This is a genomic window from Paraburkholderia sp. 31.1, assembly GCF_014397645.1.
Lineage (GTDB): Bacteria > Pseudomonadota > Gammaproteobacteria > Burkholderiales > Burkholderiaceae > Paraburkholderia > Paraburkholderia tuberum.
This window is the reverse complement of sequence record NZ_VZQN01000023.1, coordinates 51,588-67,880: the sequence shown is the minus strand read 5'-3', so window position 1 is coordinate 67,880 and position 16,293 is coordinate 51,588. Positions and strand designations below refer to the sequence as shown.

Sequence of the window (16,293 nt, the reverse complement as noted above, 5' to 3'; positions counted from 1 at the left end):
CGCGGGGCTTTATTGTTGCCGGGACGGCAGGCGTCCTGCTTAGCTCTTGTGATGCTCGTCACGATTGCCGCCGCCCTGGTGCTGCTCGGCATGTTGCGGTTGCGGCTGGGGTTGCGGACGTGGCTGCTGCACCTGCTGGGGCCGCGGTTCGGGGCGTGGCTGCTGCATCTGCGGACGCGGCTCGGGCCGGGCTTGCGGCATCGGCTGTGGACGCGGTTCGACACGCCGCTGTTGCGCCTGCTGCATTTGTGGTTCGGGACGCGGTTGCTGCGGCGGGAGGGCGTGCGGCGCCTGTTGCGTCACAGGCGGATGCCAGTTTGGCACACGCGCCTGTTGCTGCGCGGCCGGGTTGTCCGGCGGATGGGGCACACCGGCCTGTTGCGCGAAGCTCGGCTGTTGCGGGCCGCCTGGTTGCGCCATGCGCGGTGCCTGCTGCGCCATCGGGGTATGCGGCTGCGTCCATGCCGGCTGAGACCTGCCGACCGCGCCCCATTCCTGCGGCGCGCCGCGCTGCCGTGCGTACGCCGCCGCGTCGGCTGAATTCCCGCCGGCTGCTTGCGGCGGCCGCGGCACACCATTCGACGGATGGCCCATATTGCCCGCGAGCCCGCTCTCGCCAGACTGCGGCGGACGCGGCTTGCCGACCGTCTGCGGCGGCATGCCCTGACGCGCTTGCGGCGCTTCGCCATGCGGCCCCACGACGCCGGCTTCGCCGGGCCGCTGGCCAGCCTGCTCGACGCCATGCGGGCCGTTACCGCCCATTGCGCTGGGGGCGCCAAGCGCACCCGCGGCCATCCCCGGCGGACGTCCCGGCACATGCGATTGCACGACCCGCACGTTCGCCATCGGCAGCGCGTTCGGTGCGCCGGTCATATGCGCCGGCACCGCGGTGCGCACGACCGGCTGGCCGCCGCCGGGCACCCGACCGCCGCTTTGCGCGAAGCGCTGCGCGAGTTCGTCGTGATAAGCGGCCGGCATGACGGGATTGCGAGTCGCGACGACCGGCCGGCCGACGACGCTCGCCGGTGGCCGGTAGTTCGCGCGCCGCAGATCCGACCCGAAGCTTTCGCGCACCGGCGCGATCCCCGGTGCGCCCGGGTTGATCCGCGCGTTGCGCCACTGCGCCGGATCGACCTTCTGCGAAAAGCGTCGGACTGGCTGACCGTGCACGAACGCTGTCGCCGGCACGGCTGTCACACCGCCCGGCACGCGATAGTTCACGTATGTGTTGTGGATGTTCACGTTGCGGCGGTAGTCGTTGACGATCGTCGTGCGGTTCACGCGGTCGTAGTACCCAGCGCTCCAGCGGTCGTGACCGCCCCAATGCGGATGCCACCGCTCGCCCGGCCCGAGCGGAAACCACGCGACGCCCGTCGCGATGACCCCGCCGACCGCCAGGTTCACACCCCAGTCGACGCCGCCGTCGTCGTCGCCGACGAATGCGACCAGCGCCGGCGCATAGACCGGCGTCGCGTCCGCTTCGAGCGGACCTGGCACCCAGGCCCACGTGCCGTCGACCTCGGCCCAGCGGCCGTAGTGGTACGGCGCGAAGCCCCAAGGTTGGTCGTCGACCCAGGTCCAGCCCCACGGCGCCTGCCAGACCCAGTAGCCGTCGTGATACGGCGCCCAGCCGGCCGGCGTCGCGTTCGGCATCCACACTTCGCCGTACTGCGGCGTCTCGCGCCATGTGCCGTTGGCATCGAGGTCCTCGTAGCCGGGGATGTCGCGCGACACGTAGCGCGCCGACAGCGAGCGGTCTTCGTCGGCGTCGCGGCTGGCGGCCCACTGGTCGAGCTCGTCGGCAGCGGGCGCGCGGTTGTCGGCGAGCTGCTGCAGGCTGGTGCCGGCAAAGCGGATCTGCCGACCCGCCGCGACCGGCACCTGGCCGCCGTCGCCGTACGCGATCGCGCTGCCGCTGCGCACGGTGACGGTCGTGCTGCTGCCGTCCGGCGCGACGTCGACGCGGTAGTCGCCGGGACCATTTACGCCGAGCGCAAGGTTCGGCGTGTCGATTTCATACGACGAGCCCGGCGCGAGCTCGCGCACGCGCGTCGATAGCGTGCCTTGCGCGACTTTCAGTTGCGCGGTCGTGTCGTCGAGATTGAGCACGTCGAGGCTCGTGTTCTGGCCGAGGCGCACCGCGGTCGAGCCGATGTGCAGCTCGGAGCGTGCGTTCTGGTCGTTCCATAGCTGGTCGCCGGTCGTCAGCGGCCGGTTGATCTGCGCGTACGACCAGTCGGTCGCGCCGGCCGGCTCGGTGGTCACGGCGCCGGCCGTGTAGTTCAGCCGCGCGACGCGCCCCGGCGGATCGCCCCCCGACGGAGCGCCGCCCGACGGATCGCCGCCCGGCCCGACGGCCGCCGCGGCTTGTGGCGTGGGTGTTGCTTGCTGCGCCAGGGCGCTCTGCGCCGCGAGCGCGACGGCGGCCGCGATCAGCGTATAGCCGCTCATCCGGCGTCGGATCCCGGCATGCTGCACGGGTTGCTTGGCGTGTGTCATGACTGATCTCCGACGGACGCGGCAATGGGCCGGGTCCGTTCAGTCACTGTAGCCGCCGCCTATGTTTCAAGACTCGCTCATTTGTAATGTGGATTCACTGGCGTGTAACAAAAGGTCTCGCGGCGTCGGGCCGCCGGCAGGCGAACGGTCTATCCGGCCAGAAACGCATCGAACTGTTGATGGCCGGCCGGCGTGACGCGCAGCACGCGCGGCCGCTCGGTCCGCTCAACCCAGCCATGCGCCGACCACGCATCGAGCAACGCCGCGCCGAGCGCGCCGCCCAGATGCGGTCGGCGCATGCTCCAGTCGAGGCAGGTGCAAGCGAAGCGCCGCCGTCGGGTCTTCTGCGCGGCCATATCGATGCCCCAGTCGGCAAAGCGGGCGACGCCCTGCGCGGTCGCTTCGAGCGAAGCGCCGTCTTGCGTCAGCAGTCCGCGCTCGAGCATGCGCTCGAACATGCGCACCGACAGCTCGCCTGCCATGTGGTCGTAACAGGTGCGCGCGTAGCGCATTTCTAGCGGCACGGTGCGTGCCGGACGCGGCACGGAGCGCTGTGGCGCGCTGACCTGCGCGACGTTGGCGAGTGCTTCGATCGATGCGGCGATGTCCGCCGACGCGATACGGAAATAGCGATGCCGGCCGCGCACTTCGAGCGCGAGCAGCCCGCCGTCGGTGAGCCGTCCGAGATGGGCGCTCGCCGCCGATGGCGACAGCCCCGCGATCATCGTCAGTTCGCCGGCTGGGCGGGCGCTGCCGTCCATTAGCGCCCACAGCATCGCGGCGCGGCCGGGATCGGCGAGTAGCGCGCCGATGCGGCTCAGGCCGGGGAAGTGGTTCTGGTCGTCTAAGAGGGGGGCGGTCATGGCGCGTCTCCTGAATGGGCGGCACAGGGCAGCGCGGTCCAATCGCAAAGCCCGCCGCCATGATTCCTACTCTACGCGCATCGGGTATTCGATGTTTCAGCTTCGCGTGAACAATCGATGCGACGGACGTGTCCGGCTCGGTCCGCGTTTGCGCGTCGTCGCGAGCCGCCAGGCTAGAATCGAAGCCTGTCCTTGCAGGAAATCGATGTGATGAAAACTCTTCTCGCCGTCGCCGCGGCGGTTCTGCTGTCCAGCGCCTGCGCGGGGGGCGGAGCCGGCTCGGGGTCGGCCGGCAGCGGCAGCATCAACATGTACGGCACCGTCGACACAGGGATCAGCGTCCACAACTAGGCCCACCCTCGGCCCATCGGCGCGCTTCGCGCCGCGTCCCCAATCGACACCGCGCCGCGCGCAATATTGCGCTCGTATAATCGCCTCCTTTCAATGCATCCGATTGACCGGAGTCAAGATGAGCACTGTTCCCACCGCACCGCTGGACCGTTCGGAAACCACCTTCCGCTTTCTCGCCGAGCCGACCTCGGTCAACTTCGGCGGCAAGGTGCATGGCGGCGCGCTGATGAAGTGGATCGACGAAACCGCCTACGCATGCGCGGCGGTATGGTCTGGGCGCTATTGCGTGACGGTCAGCGTCGGCAATATCCGTTTCCGTCGGCCGATCCTCGTCGGCAATCTGGTCGAGCTGCGCGCGCGCGTCGTCGCGACGGGCCGCACCAGCATGCACATCCACGTGTCGGTGTACGCGGGCGACCCGAAGGGCGGCGAACTGCTGCAGACCACCGACTGTCTCGTCGTCATGGTCGCCGTCAACGAGAACGGCCATCCGGTGCCGGTGCCCGCCTTCCTGCCCGAGACCGACGAACAGAAACGCCTCGCCAGGTACGCGATGGACGTGAAGGAAGCGCTCGACGCGATCGTCGAGCTGAAGCCGGAAGAAGTCGCGCAGGGAAAGATCTAAGCGCGCATCATCATGCGGTGCGTCCGACCATATCCTTCGGTCGCACCCACTCGTCGAACTGCTGCTCGGTGACATAGCCGAGCGCCAGCGCCGACACCTTCAGCGTCGTGCCTTCCTTGTGCGCCTTCTTCGCGATCTGCGCGGCCTTGTCGTAGCCGATGTGCGGATTGAGCGCCGTCACCAGCATCAGCGATTCGTTGAGCAAGGTATCGATGCGCTCATGATTCGGCTCGATGCCGGCCGCGCAGTTGTCGTTGAAGCTGTGCGCGCCGTCGGCGAGCAGGCGCACCGACTGCAGCACGTTGTGCGCGATCATCGGACGGAACACGTTGAGCTCGAAGTTGCCGCTCGCGCCGCCGATGTTCACGGCGACGTCGTTGCCGAACACCTGCGCGCACAGCATCGTCAACGCTTCGGACTGGGTCGGATTGACCTTGCCCGGCATGATCGAGCTGCCCGGCTCGTTTTCGGGGATCGACAGCTCGCCGAGACCGCAGCGTGGGCCGCTCGCGAGCCAGCGGATGTCGTTGGCGATCTTGTTCAGGCTCGCGGCCACCGTTTTGAGCGCGCCGTGCGCGAATACCAGCGCGTCGGCGGCTGCCATCACCTCGAACTTGTTCGGCGCCGACACGAACGGCAGACCGGTCAGCTTGCCGATCGCGGCGGCGACGCCGTCGGCGAACTTCGGGTGCGCGTTCAGTCCCGTGCCGACCGCGGTGCCGCCCTGCGCAAGCTCGTACAGATGCGGCAACGCCGACTCGACGTGCCGGATGCCGTGCTCGAGCTGCGCGACATAGCCCGAGAATTCCTGGCCGAGCGTGAGCGGCGTCGCGTCCTGCAGGTGCGTGCGGCCGATCTTGACGACGTCGGTGAACGCTTTCGCCTTGCCGTCGAGCGTGTCGCGCAACGTCTTCAGCGCGGGCAGCAGATGCTTGACGATGGCATCCGCGGCAGCCACGTGCATCGCGGTCGGAAACACGTCGTTCGACGACTGCCCGCGATTCACGTCATCGTTCGGATGCACCTTGCGCGCTTCGCCGCGCTCGCCGCCGAGCAGCTCGCTCGCGCGGTTGGCGATCACCTCGTTCAGGTTCATGTTGGTCTGCGTGCCCGAGCCGGTCTGCCAGACCGCCAGCGGAAATTCGTCCGGATGCTTGCCGTCGATGATCTCGTCGGCCGCCTGCATGATCGCGCGGGCCTTCTGCTCGTCGAGCACACCGAGGCCGAGGTTGACCTCGGCGGCCGCGCGCTTGATCACCGCGAGCGCGGTGACCAGCTCGGGCGACTGCTTTTCCGTCGAAATCTTGAAGTTCTGCAGCGAGCGCTGCGTCTGCGCGCCCCACAGGCGGGCGTTCGGCACCGCGATTTCGCCGAACGTGTCGCGCTCCATCCGTACGTCTTCACTCATGGTTGACTCCGCTTCTCAAAGTTCCGAGTTGACAGGCAATAACGAGAATAGACCCGTTAGCGCATTCCGGTAAAAACCGGCCTGCGGATCGAAAATGTAGGTGCGTGTCTGGCCGTTCTCGACGTCGGTCCAGACGAGCGGCGACAGGGGCGCGCCGATCGAGCGCAGATAGGCGAGCTGGGCCGCGTCGGCGAGCGTCACGTGGTAGCTGTGATCGGGCTGGATGGCGCGCTCGAAGATGCCGGCGACCTGATTCGCGAGTTCGGGGCTGTGGATCACGAGTGCGAGCTCGGTGTTCAGATTGGCCGAGCGCGGGTCGAGGTTCATCGAGCCGATGACGAGAATCTGGTGGTCGATCACATAAGTCTTCGCATGCAAACTCGCGCGCGAACGCGAGCCGACCAGCCCCACGTTCGGCGTGTCCTGGAATGACCTGAATTCGTACAGTTCGACGCCTGCCTTTAGCAGCGGCACCCGGAACGGGCTGTAGCCGGCCTGCACGGCGACCGCGTCGGTAGCCGCGAGCGAGTTGGTCAGCACTGCGATGCGGATGCCGCGGCGCGTGAGCTCGCCGGCCGCCTGCACGCCCGACGCGTGCGGCACGAAGTAGGGCGACACGATCAGGAAGTCGTGCTGCGCGTCGCGCATCAGTTCGCGCAGCCGCGCGAGCGGCGGGCTCACGTAGTCCGGCGACGGATGCGCGATCTTCTCCGGCAGGTCCGCCCAGAATTCCGCACTTGCCCACGTGAGGCCGAGCTGCTCGCTCGTAATCTGCGCGGCGAGCGGCGTCGCGTTCAGCGGTTTCGCGTTGTACGGATCGGCATTGGTGCGCCAGTGGTGGCGCAGGTCGTCGCGCGTCTGGTCGAGTTCTTTCTGGTCGAATTTCTGCTTGTTCAGCGCACGCAGCGGATAGGCGAGGTCGCTGTTCCAGTAGTCGTCGAAACTCGCTGAGACGTCGGCGACGATCGGGCCCGCCGCAAGCACGTCCATGTCGCGGAACTGCAGCGTCTCGCTGGCGCTGAAGTACTCGTCGCCAAGATTGCGCCCGCCGACGATCGCGAGCTGGTTGTCCGCGATCATCGCCTTGTTGTGCATGCGGCGCGTGAAGTGGCCGATCTGCGTGAACACGTTCGTGGTGCGCTCGAACATGCCTTGCTGGGCGCTGCCGAACGGATTGAAGACGCGAATCTCGATGTTGTCGTGCGAGTTCAGCCCCGCCATGACGCGGTCGATGTCCTTGAAGTTCAGATCGTCGACCAGCATGCGCACGCGCACGCCGTGATCGGCCGCATACAGCGCGGCGCCGAGCAGCAGCTTGCCGGTGGTGTCCTCGTTGGCAATGTAGTACTGCATGTCGAGGGTTTTGGTCGCCGCGCGCGCGAGCGCGATGCGCATCTGCAGCGCGTCGGTGCCGTTCGCCAGCACGCGAAAGCCCGACTGCTCCGGATGCTTCGCCTCGAACGGCGCGAGCGCTTCGCGCAGCGGCGTATCCGCGGTGGCGGGGAGTGCGTGCGTGAGCTGGCGGTTGAACGCGGTGGCGGGCGGCTTCGTCGCGCAGGCGGTCACCAATGCCGCCGCGCAACAGAGCAGGAAAAATTGCCTCGTCGTGCTGACTATCGAGTGGTGGCGCGCGGCCCGCCGATGTTGTTCGAATTGGCCCTGCACGCTGTTTTCCCCTTGTTTTGCAAGCTTTTCGCGTGGCGACAGCGAAGGCCTGCGCACGCTGTCGAGAAAACCATTCTAAGGGAATTGGGGCGCGTGTTCGTCGTTCGTCTGCAAACGCAGCAGCGTGCCGCGCGTCGGTCGGGAGGGCGCCGCGGTTCGGTGATCCATCACCCGATGCGAACCGCGGCGCGCGGACGCTCTATCAGACGCGCCCGGCGTGCAGCGCGCGCTCGCCATCGGGATGGGTCGAGCCTTTCGCCGGGCGACCCGCCCACACTCCAGCGAGCAGCGAGCCCGACAGGTTGTGCCAGACCGAGAACAGCGCGCCCGGCAGCGCGGCGAGCGGCGTGAAGTAGAGCTTGCCGAGCGTCGCGGCGAGACCGGAGTTCTGCATGCCCACTTCGATCGCGAGCGTACGGCAGACGGCTTCGTCGAAACCGAGCAGACGGCCGCCCCAGTAGCCGCCGAGCAGGCCGATGCCGTTGTGCAGGATGACGCCGACCATCACGACGAAGCCCACCGACGCGATGCTCTTCTGCGTGCCGCCCACCACCGCGCCGATGATCAGCACGATCGCGACCATCGACACGAGCGGCAGGATCGGTTCGATCTTGCGCACGAGCTTGCCGAACAGATGATTGACGACGAGACCGACGACGATCGGCAGCGCGACTATCTGCAGGATGCTCATCAGCATGCCGTGCACGTCGACGACGATCGACACGTCGACGTAAAGGCGCGTGAGCAGCGGGGTCGCGAACACGCCGACGAGCGTCGACAGCGCGCTGATCGTCACCGACAGCGCGACGTCGCCGCGCGCGAGATAAATCATCACGTTCGACGCGGTGCCGCTGGCGACGCTGCCGACCAGCACCATGCCGGCGGTCAGCTCGGGCGGCATGCGCAGCGCCCTGGCGATGACCCACGCGGCGAGCGGCATCACGAGGTAGTGCAGCACGATGCCGGCGACCACCGGCGCGGGCCGCGAAAACACGCGCAGGAAATCGCCGGCCGACAGCGTGACGCCCATCGCCAGCATGATGATCGTGAGGAGCGTGGTGACGTGCGGCGCAACGCCGGAAAACGAGGCCGGCGAGAAGTACGCGGCGACCGAGACGAGCACGGCCCAGAGCGGGAACAGGCGGGTGACGCGGGCAAGCATGGTGGGTGGTCCTTGGTTATGTTGTATCGCGGGAAAGCGGGGCTGCGGCGCGGCCGGGTGTCGGCTGGCGGCTGGCGTTGCGGCGTTTGCCGCGCCAAAGCGGGTGAAGCGGCTACGGCAAGCGCCGTGGCGAAAGCGCGGCAAAAACGGGCGGCCCATTGAAGCCGCACGCGAAGCGGGCAATGGTGAGCGCGCGAGCGGCGCCAGTCCGGCGCCTGCCTTCGTGAGGCGCGCCGTCGTGCGGTTCGTGGCGCGTGAGCGCGGGTTAGCGCTCGCGTGCCGCGGCGGCCATTTTACCTTTTGCAGGGAGTGCTTCAGGAGTGGAGCGTACGGCTACTTCGCTCAAACCGAGCGCGCGGGCGGCGTGGCCGATGCCGCCGTCGGCGCCTGCCGCCGGCTTAGCCTGTGAAAACGCAGCGTCATCAGTAGCGCGACGCTCGCGAGACCTGCGGCGAGCCCCCACCACAAGCCGCGCGCGCCGAGGCCGGCGTGAAACGCGAGAAGATAGCCGGTCGGAAAACCGATCACCCAGTAGCCGAACGCGGCCGCGATCATCGGCACGCGCGTGTCCTTCAGGCCGCGCAGACAACCGGAGCCCACCGCCTGCATCCCGTCGACGATCTGGAAAATCGCCGCCACGCCGAGCAGCGAGCTGGCGAGCGCGATGGTCGGCGCGTTGGCCGGGTCGTCCAGATGCAGATACAGACCGACGATCCAGTGCGGCGCGGTGATCAGCACGAGGCCCGACATCGACATGAAGCCGACGCCGAGTGCGAGCGCGACGAAGCCCGCGTGGCGCGCGGCGAGCGGCTGACCGGCGCCGGCCCAGTAGCCGACCCGCACGTTGGCCGCCTGGCCGATCGACAGCGGCACCATGAACGCGACCGACGCGACGTTCAGCGCGATCTGATGCGCGGCCAGTTGCGATTCGCCGAGCAGGCCGACCATCAGGCCAGTGGCGAGGAACAGCGTCGACTCGACGCCGTAGGTGATCGCGACCGGCCAGCCGATGCCGAACAACTCGCCCATCAACGGCAGCTTCGGCCGCGTCGCGACGACGAAATGGCGGAAGCGCGGCCGCAGATGCAGCAGCGCCATCAGCACGAGCGCGGTCAGCCACACGGTGATCGTGGTCGCGGCCGCCGAGCCGAGAAAACCCAGCCGCGGCAGCCCGTACGCGCCGTGGATGAGCCCGTAGTTCAGGAAGCCGTTCACGCCGACGCTCGCGATCGACACCCACAACAGGCGCCGTGCCGCGCCGATCGCCGGCAGAAACGAGCGCATCAGGCCGACGCCGATCAGGCTCGCGGGTGCGCCCCAGCGCAACACCGCCGCGTATCGGCCGACGTTGTGCGCGAGCAGGCCCGGCTCGCCGACCGCGAGCAGGATCCTCGACGCGAACGACAGCAGGATGAACGCCGGCACCGACAGCAGCACCGACAGCACGAAACCGGTCCAGTAAATATGCGGTACCCGGCCGTCGTCCCGCGCGCCGCGCGCGTGCGCGACGCTGACGCTGACCGAGGTCAGCACGCCCTGCAGCAGCGTGACGACGACGAAAAAGAGGTTCGCGCCGAGGCCGCCGGCGGCGAGCGCATCGGGGCCGAGCGAGCCGAGCAGGATCGTGTCGGTGACGCTCATCGCCATTTGCGACAGTTGCGCGATCGCGAGCGGCGCGGCGAGCCGCGCGGTGTCGGCCGCGTGGCGGGATAGGGTCGGCGGCCGGCTGGCCGCGCGGGCGAAGCTGGGTTGAGTCATCGAATGCCTGACGGCGAAAAGTGGCAGCGGTGGCAACAGCGGTGGCGTCAGCGAAAGGCGGGCGCGAGCGGCGCCGCATTGCATCTCGCCGCGCGCTCCGACGGGCGTTGGAGCGGCCGGGCAGCGGGCGGGAAAAAACGCGACGCGGCGCCGAGCCGGTCAGCCGACTCCTCGCCCGTGGCGCGGTCCGTCGTTTACCTGTCGAAACCGACAGCTTATTGCCTCCCCCGGCCGCTGTCGATGGACGACGCACAATTCTGGTGCGTGCCGGCCTGCGATTTTCCGGACTGGCGTCAGCCTTCGTGGACCGCGATCCGCGTATCGCCGAGCAGCACGACCTGGCCCGCGCGGATCTTGCAGGTCTTACGCGTCTCGACCCGGCCATCGACCATCACGGCGCCGTCGGCAACCATCATCTTCGCGGCGCCGCCACTATCCGCGAGGCCCGTGATCTTCAGCAGATTGTGGAGTTCGACGTATTCGCCGGTCAGCGTGAAATTGAGGTTGGGCATGGCGTTTGCACCTTTGGGCGCGGGGTCGCGTTGGGGTTCGCATCATAAAGCAAGCGCACCCGGAGCGGCGGCGCGGCCATCCGGCGAGCCCTTCGCGCAAGCAAATGAAAGTAGATGTTATTCAGTTGTCGGAAAGTGAAACGTTCCGTAACGCTGGTCGCACCGGACGGATTTCACTCCTAGAGTGCAGTTTCAGCAGCAAAGCCCGCTGGCTTCCGGGATCGCTCCCCGGCCGCCCATCCAGCGATGCACAGACCGGACGAGGCGCGCGCGACGTTCCGTCATCACGACGCCAGAGAGTCCGCCCGTGTCACAACAACTCCAGAGAGGATAACCATGACCCAGATTCGTTCGCTCCTGATCGGTACCGCCCTCACTGCTTTTGCCGCGACGGCGGCCGTTGCGCAGACCGCGCAGCCGGCAGCAGGCATCGGCGCTCAGCCGCAGATCCAGAGCCAGGGCGCCGCCGACATGGCGCCGCCGCCGGCCCGTTTGACGGCTTCGGGCTCCACCGACCCGCTCGTGCAGAAGCGCGACGCCGACGCGAAGGCCAACGCCGAGTATCGCGCGGCCAGGAAGTCCTCGAAAGCGGAATTGAAGGCGGAGCAGAAGGCCGCGAAGGACCAGTACAAGGAGCAGGTGCGCGGCGCGAAGCTGAACCAGAAGGCGGACAAACAGACCGCCAATAACGAAATGAAGATGAACATGGAAGGGCAGGCTGCCACGCAGGGCGACGGCGCGGACGTCAAGCACTAAGCCCTGCTGGATGCCGCGGCGCGTGGGTCTGCGAGGCTCGCGCGCCGCGGGCGTTTGTCGCTTGGCAGGACGTGCTTCCGGGAGATTTCAGATGAACATCAACCGTTCCACCCGAAACCGCATTTACGCCGCGCTGGTGGCGGGTTGTCTGTCGTCGGCGGTGTTCGCGCAGACGGATAGGCGCCCGAAAAAAGGGGCGCTTGTCGCATGAGTTTGTATGGATATACAGTGTGCGTCGCATCCTGAAAATCCATCCAACCCGCGAAACCGATCAGTGTCCACCGTCGCCGAATCCGCTCCGTCGTTCGATACCGCCGCCTGGCTAGCGAAGCTCAACGACGCCCAACGCGAAGCCGTCGAATACGGGACCGACACGCCGGACGCGCTGCCCGGCGCGCTGCTCGTGATCGCGGGCGCCGGCTCCGGCAAGACCAGCACGCTCGCGCACCGCGTCGCCAATCTGGTGGTGAAGGGCGCCGATCCGCAGCGCATCCTGCTGTTGACCTTCTCGCGCCGCGCGGCGCTCGAAATGACCCGCCGCGTGACCCGCATCGCGGGCGCCGCGGCCGCTACCGTCGGCCCACGCGCCGCGCTCGCGCAAGGGCTCACGTGGGCGGGTACCTTCCATAGTGTCGGCGCGCGGCTGTTGCGCGAATACGCGGCTCTGATCGGCCTCGCGCCCGCGTTCACGATCAACGACCGCGAAGACTCCGCCGACCTGATGAACCTCGTGCGCCACGAGCTTGGACTGTCAGCGAAGGAGCGGCGCTTTCCGGCGAAGGGCACCTGCTTCGCGATCTACTCGCGTGTCGTCAACACCGGCGCATCGCTCGGCCAGGTATTGGACCGCGCGTTTCCGTGGTGTCGCGAGTGGGAGGACGATCTGCGCCGGCTGTTCGCCGCATACGTCGACGCGAAACAGAAGCAGAGCGTGCTCGACTACGACGATCTGCTGCTCTACTGGTCGCACATGGCCGCCGAGCCCAGCATCGCGGCCGATCTGTCGGCGCGTTTCGATCATGTTCTGGTCGACGAATACCAGGACACCAACCGCCTGCAGGCGTCGATCCTGCTCGCAATGAAGCCGGACGGCCGTGGCCTGACCGTGGTCGGCGACGACGCGCAATCGATCTATTCGTTTCGCGGCGCGACGGTGCGCAATATCCTCGACTTTCCCACGCAGTTCGAGCCGCCCGCCAGGCAGGTCACGCTCGAGCGCAACTATCGCTCGACCGAGCCGATTCTCGCCGCGTCGAACGCGGTGATCGAACTCGCGAGCGAGCGCTACACCAAGAATCTGTGGACCGACAAGGCGTCGGCGCGGCGCCCGCGCCTCGTCACGGTCGCCGACGATGCCGCGCAAGCTCGCTACGTCGTCGAGCAGGTGCTCGAGGCGCGCGAGCAGGGCGTGAAGCTGAAGTCGCAGGCGGTTTTGTTTCGCGCCGCGCATCACAGCGCCGCGCTCGAGATCGAGCTCACGCGCCGCAACATTCCATTCGTCAAGTTCGGCGGGCTCAAATTTCTCGACTCGGTGCATGTGAAGGACGTGCTCGCGGTGCTGCGCTGGGCCGAGAATCCGCGCGATCGCGTCGCCGGCTTTCGCGTCGTGCAGCTGCTGCCGGGCGTCGGCCCGGCCACCGCGGCGAAGGTGCTCGACGACATCGTCGCGCGCGCGGACGGCGGCGATCCGGTCGCGACCGCGGGCGGTGTGCTGGCCGCGTTTGCGGCGCCCGCGCGCACGCAGGAAGACTGGCATCCGTTCGTCAAGCTGATGTCGAGCGTGTACGGCCGGCAAACGCCGTGGCCCGCCGAGTTCGAGATGGTGCGGCGCTGGTACGAGCCGCATCTGGAGCGCAACCACGAGGACGCCGCGATCCGTCACGCGGACCTGCTGCAGATGGAAAGCATCGCGGGTACGTATCCGTCGCGCGAACGCTTCCTGACCGAATTGACGCTCGATCCGCCCGACGCGACCAGCGATGAATCCGGCGTGCCGCTGATCGACGAGGACTACCTGATCCTGTCGACGATCCATTCGGCGAAGGGTCAGGAGTGGCGCAACGTGTTCGTGCTGAACGGCGTCGACGGCTGCATTCCTTCCGATCTCGGCACCGGCAGCGACGAGGAAATCGACGAGGAGCGGCGCCTGCTTTACGTGGCGATGACGCGCGCGAAGGAAGACCTGCACATCGTCGTGCCGCAGCGCTTTTACGTGCACAACCAGACGCATCTGGGCGACCGCCATGTGTGGGCGTCGCGCACGCGCTTCATCGCCACGCCGATGCTGCCGCTGTTCGACGCCTATGCATGGCCGCGCATTGCGGTGGCGAGCGCGCCGAGCGCGGCTGGGCTCGCCGCGGCCGCGCAGGCGAAGATCGAGATCGCGGCGAAGCTCAGGAAGATGTGGGATTGAGCGGTTAGCACCGCGCGTTGGGATCGACGCGCGGGCAGGGGGCGCGTTGATCCGACGAAGGGACGTGCGCCGCGCGGGTCAGTGGAAGCTCAGCGCGACTGCCGCTGCTGTTGCTGCGCGACCGGAGGCGGCGGCACGAAGAAATTGCGCAGCCATGCCGCGAGCCGCGAGAACACGTCGTACGGCTCCTCGACGAAAATCTCCGGCTTCAAGAGCCGCAGATACTCCATGATCTGCTGCGCTTCCTGCTTCTGGAACGTGCCGTGCGAAATGCCTAGCCGCAACAGCCCACGCAGTTCGCCGAGCTTCTCGCGCGCGGTGCTGCCCACGCTCATCTCGCACGCGACCTTCGCCTCGTAGACGCGCTGACGCAGCGATTCGACGAGCCGCCATGCCGGCGTCTGCATCACTTCCTCGAGTGCCTGAATGTCCTGCACGGTGCTCTTGATCTGCGAGGCGAGGGGGTCGACCAGCGTCGCGTCGCCTTCCGCTTCCTTGACGATTGCGGCGGCCCAGTCGCGGCATTGCTTGGTGAGCTCCTCGGGCGTCCATTCCGAGCGCGCCGCGAAACCGAAGCCGAACTCGCCCGCCTGCCGCATCAGGATCGACACGACGTCCGGGAATTCCTTGTCGAGCGTGCGTTTGGCCCACGCGTACTGGCCGCCTTGCAGCATCCGCTGTACCGCGTGCTCGGTGAGCGGCACCATGTTGTCGAGCAGCTTGGCGCGTAAGAAATCCTCGAACGACGGTGTCGCGAACTGCGGATCGAGCTTCAGCGAGACCCGTAAAAAGGCCTCGAAGTCCTTGCGCAGCGACGCGACGGTCTCGTCCTTGAGCTTCAGGGTGATTTGACCCATGTGTTATCCCGTTTAATGCGGCCGCGCGCGGCGCGCCGTCGCAAGATCGCCCGGCCGCGCGCGGACCGAGGCGATGCGACGCCGGTTGCCGACGCGCTTGATTCCAGCCTGTTGCCGCGTAACCAGCGGGACGACTCCCGATGAGCGGACCTCGACTGCATATCGGCGGGGTGGCGGGAAACTTGAGGGCGGCCCGGCGACGCGCGGGCGCTTCGGAGGGAAGCTTCGGGCAATGGCCCGCTTGGGAGTCGCTTGAACGGGAGTGCGCGGCCCGCGACGCGGCGAGGTGTCGACGGGACCGCTGATGAGTCGATGAGCGTAGAGACAGGGCGCGCTTACTTCAGCACCACGCACTGCCAGACGAAGAACACGCCTAGACCGACTGCGATCGTCAGCAGCGGCCGGCGCGTCAGCGCGCTAACGACGATCGCGGCGAGCGCGCCGACCAGCTGCGGATTGCGCCAGTTCAGCTCGGCGTTGTTGCCGTGCGGCGACACGGCCATCGGGACGATGATCGCGGTCAGCACGGTGACCGGCACGAAGCTAAGCGCGGTGCGCAGAAGCGGCGGGAACACGAGCCGGTCGCCGAGCACGAACACGGCCGCGCGGATCAACCATGTAATCGCCGCCATGCCGACGATCAGAACGACGTAGTTCATCGCGTGGCCTCCACGGGACGGCGCGCGCCACGCAGGTTCAGACGCGACATCGACAGCAGTACGCCGACCGCGACTCCCGCGAACACCGCGCCGAGCAGGCCGAGCTTGTACGGCCACGCCTGCCAGAAAAACGCCAGCGTGCCGGCGGTGACGGCCGCCGCGATATAGCGCAGCGCGACCAGTTGCGGCACGACGATCGCAATGAACGTCGCCACCATCGCAAAGTCGAGACCGAGCGACTGCAGGCCGGGGAAGGCCGCGCCGAACAGCAGGCCGGCGACGGTCCACAACTGCCAGTTCAGATACATCGCGACGCCGGCGCCGAAGAAGTAGTACGGGCCGACCGTGCCCGGCTCGCGATGCCGGTAGTGCTCCCACGCGACCGCGAAGACTTCGTCGGTGAGCAGCGCGCCGAGCGCCCAACGCCAGCGCTTCGGCAGATGCGCGACGTGCGGTGCGAGCGTCGCGCTATACAGCACGTGACGCAGATTGACGACGAGCGTGGTCGCCCAGATCACGGCGAAGCTCGCATGCCCGGCGATCAGGCCGAGCGCGATGAACTGCGCGGAGCCCGCGAAAACGACGAGCGACATCAACTGGCCGTGCCACAGATGCAGCGGGCTGGAGGTCACGAGCGTGCCGAAAATGACGCCGAACGGCGCGGCGCCGACCATCATCGGGATGATGTCGCGCGCGCCGGCGGCGAATTCTTTGAGATGGCCGCCCCGGGTGGGCTGGCCTTGGGTGGAATCGGTCAATCTAAGC

General features: G+C 67.7%; 14 protein-coding genes. 4 read left to right on the top strand and 10 right to left on the bottom strand.

The features are described 5' to 3' along the window. Positions 1-39 precede the first annotated feature (39 nt). Together F6X37_RS19120 and F6X37_RS19115 are read right to left on the bottom strand one after the other, a co-directional pair. Positions 40-2,499, bottom strand: a complete 2,460-nt coding sequence (locus tag F6X37_RS19120; RefSeq protein ID WP_187612397.1) for a DUF6600 domain-containing protein — start codon at positions 2,497-2,499, stop codon at positions 40-42. 149 nt (positions 2,500-2,648) lie between these two features. Further along, complete coding sequence (locus F6X37_RS19115; RefSeq protein ID WP_184061380.1) at positions 2,649-3,362, bottom strand: ArsR/SmtB family transcription factor; 714 nt, start codon at positions 3,360-3,362, stop codon at positions 2,649-2,651. Between the two features lie 210 nt (positions 3,363-3,572). Between F6X37_RS19115 and F6X37_RS19110 the strand changes: the two genes are divergently transcribed. Next, positions 3,573-3,713, top strand: a complete 141-nt coding sequence (locus F6X37_RS19110) for a hypothetical protein (RefSeq protein ID WP_167368602.1) — start codon at positions 3,573-3,575, stop codon at positions 3,711-3,713. A 118-nt stretch (positions 3,714-3,831) separates the two neighbouring features. Further along, positions 3,832-4,338, top strand: a complete 507-nt coding sequence (locus F6X37_RS19105; protein WP_187612396.1) for an acyl-CoA thioesterase — start codon at positions 3,832-3,834, stop codon at positions 4,336-4,338. A gap of 10 nt (positions 4,339-4,348) precedes the next feature. Here the strand turns inward: F6X37_RS19105 and fumC are convergent, their stop codons facing one another. From fumC to F6X37_RS19080, 5 genes are all read right to left on the bottom strand, one after another. Beyond that, on the bottom strand, positions 4,349-5,746 hold the full coding sequence (fumC, locus tag F6X37_RS19100; RefSeq protein ID WP_187612395.1) for a class II fumarate hydratase: 1,398 nt from the start codon (positions 5,744-5,746) through the stop codon (positions 4,349-4,351). A gap of 15 nt (positions 5,747-5,761) precedes the next feature. Continuing rightward, entirely contained in the window at positions 5,762-7,363 is a 1,602-nt protein-coding gene (locus tag F6X37_RS19095; protein WP_187612433.1) for a phospholipase D family protein, read from the bottom strand. A 250-nt stretch (positions 7,364-7,613) separates the two neighbouring features. Next, on the bottom strand, positions 7,614-8,573 hold the full coding sequence (locus F6X37_RS19090; protein WP_187612394.1) for a bile acid:sodium symporter family protein: 960 nt from the start codon (positions 8,571-8,573) through the stop codon (positions 7,614-7,616). Between the two features lie 342 nt (positions 8,574-8,915). Then, positions 8,916-10,331: an MATE family efflux transporter gene (locus F6X37_RS19085; RefSeq protein ID WP_090801226.1), complete on the bottom strand. Its 1,416-nt coding sequence runs from the start codon at positions 10,329-10,331 to the stop codon at positions 8,916-8,918. Positions 10,332-10,624: 293 nt separating this feature from the next. After that, entirely contained in the window at positions 10,625-10,843 is a 219-nt protein-coding gene (locus F6X37_RS19080; RefSeq protein ID WP_187612393.1) for an RNA-binding S4 domain-containing protein, read from the bottom strand. Between the two features lie 336 nt (positions 10,844-11,179). Here F6X37_RS19080 and F6X37_RS19075 point away from each other — a divergent pair, with 336 nt between their 5' ends. Together F6X37_RS19075 and F6X37_RS19070 are read left to right on the top strand one after the other, a co-directional pair. Beyond that, positions 11,180-11,599 (top strand): hypothetical protein, encoded by a 420-nt coding sequence (locus F6X37_RS19075; RefSeq protein WP_187612392.1) that lies wholly within the window; start codon positions 11,180-11,182, stop codon positions 11,597-11,599. Between the two features lie 217 nt (positions 11,600-11,816). Beyond that, entirely contained in the window at positions 11,817-14,012 is a 2,196-nt protein-coding gene (locus tag F6X37_RS19070) for an ATP-dependent helicase (RefSeq protein ID WP_187612391.1), read from the top strand. A gap of 89 nt (positions 14,013-14,101) precedes the next feature. Here the strand turns inward: F6X37_RS19070 and F6X37_RS19065 are convergent, their stop codons facing one another. From F6X37_RS19065 to F6X37_RS19055, 3 genes are all read right to left on the bottom strand, one after another. Beyond that, positions 14,102-14,869 (bottom strand): DUF4088 family protein, encoded by a 768-nt coding sequence (locus F6X37_RS19065; RefSeq protein WP_187612390.1) that lies wholly within the window; start codon positions 14,867-14,869, stop codon positions 14,102-14,104. A 335-nt stretch (positions 14,870-15,204) separates the two neighbouring features. Beyond that, positions 15,205-15,528, bottom strand: a complete 324-nt coding sequence (locus F6X37_RS19060; RefSeq protein WP_187612389.1) for an AzlD domain-containing protein — start codon at positions 15,526-15,528, stop codon at positions 15,205-15,207. Further along, a complete protein-coding gene (locus F6X37_RS19055) occupies positions 15,525-16,286 on the bottom strand; it encodes an AzlC family ABC transporter permease (protein ID WP_187612388.1) in 762 nt (253 codons plus the stop codon). Before F6X37_RS19055 ends, F6X37_RS19060 begins: the two co-directional genes overlap by 4 nt. Between the last annotated feature and the right edge of the window lie 7 nt (positions 16,287-16,293).

Coding starts and splice junctions, on each gene's coding strand:
- F6X37_RS19120 (WP_187612397.1), bottom strand. CDS start 2,499: ATGACACACGCCAAGCAACCCGTGCAGCATGCCGGGATCCGACGCCGG.
- F6X37_RS19115 (WP_184061380.1), bottom strand. CDS start 3,362: ATGACCGCCCCCCTCTTAGACGACCAGAACCACTTCCCCGGCCTGAGC.
- F6X37_RS19110 (WP_167368602.1), top strand. CDS start 3,573: ATGAAAACTCTTCTCGCCGTCGCCGCGGCGGTTCTGCTGTCCAGCGCC.
- F6X37_RS19105 (WP_187612396.1), top strand. CDS start 3,832: ATGAGCACTGTTCCCACCGCACCGCTGGACCGTTCGGAAACCACCTTC.
- fumC (WP_187612395.1), bottom strand. CDS start 5,746: ATGAGTGAAGACGTACGGATGGAGCGCGACACGTTCGGCGAAATCGCG.
- F6X37_RS19090 (WP_187612394.1), bottom strand. CDS start 8,573: ATGCTTGCCCGCGTCACCCGCCTGTTCCCGCTCTGGGCCGTGCTCGTC.
- F6X37_RS19085 (WP_090801226.1), bottom strand. CDS start 10,331: ATGACTCAACCCAGCTTCGCCCGCGCGGCCAGCCGGCCGCCGACCCTA.
- F6X37_RS19080 (WP_187612393.1), bottom strand. CDS start 10,843: ATGCCCAACCTCAATTTCACGCTGACCGGCGAATACGTCGAACTCCAC.
- F6X37_RS19075 (WP_187612392.1), top strand. CDS start 11,180: ATGACCCAGATTCGTTCGCTCCTGATCGGTACCGCCCTCACTGCTTTT.
- F6X37_RS19070 (WP_187612391.1), top strand. CDS start 11,817: ATGGATATACAGTGTGCGTCGCATCCTGAAAATCCATCCAACCCGCGA.
- F6X37_RS19065 (WP_187612390.1), bottom strand. CDS start 14,869: ATGGGTCAAATCACCCTGAAGCTCAAGGACGAGACCGTCGCGTCGCTG.
- F6X37_RS19060 (WP_187612389.1), bottom strand. CDS start 15,528: ATGAACTACGTCGTTCTGATCGTCGGCATGGCGGCGATTACATGGTTG.